We start from the raw sequence: 250 nt of genomic DNA, 5'->3' as shown, positions 1-250 counted from the left end.
CATTGCAGATGCAATTTTAGACAGAATCGTTCACAATGCTCTTCGGATAGAATTAAAAGGAGAATCAATGAGAAAAAAGAAAATAGAAAAACAACTAATAGAATAAAATAATTTTATATTTTTAAACATTAATGTCCGATAAAAAATAAAACCAAAAGAATTTATTTCTTATATGTCTCATTGTCAGTGTTTTAATTTTTTATTATTGTATTTTTTTAAAAACAGGTTATAAAATAAATGATAGTTGTTC

At 22.0% G+C, this 250-nt stretch carries 1 protein-coding gene; it reads left to right on the top strand.

Annotated elements, in window-relative coordinates:
* The coding region (locus tag KHA90_RS25985) for an ATP-binding protein (protein WP_244860288.1) at nucleotides 1-106 on the top strand (106 nt) is incomplete at its 5' end.
* Between the last annotated feature and the right edge of the window lie 144 nt (nucleotides 107-250).

Origin of the sequence: Flavobacterium psychroterrae (assembly GCF_018380615.1) — a bacterium.
Classification (GTDB): domain Bacteria; phylum Bacteroidota; class Bacteroidia; order Flavobacteriales; family Flavobacteriaceae; genus Flavobacterium; species Flavobacterium psychroterrae.
Note: the sequence above shows the minus strand (reverse complement) of the source record. Positions and strands in the feature narration are given on the sequence as shown.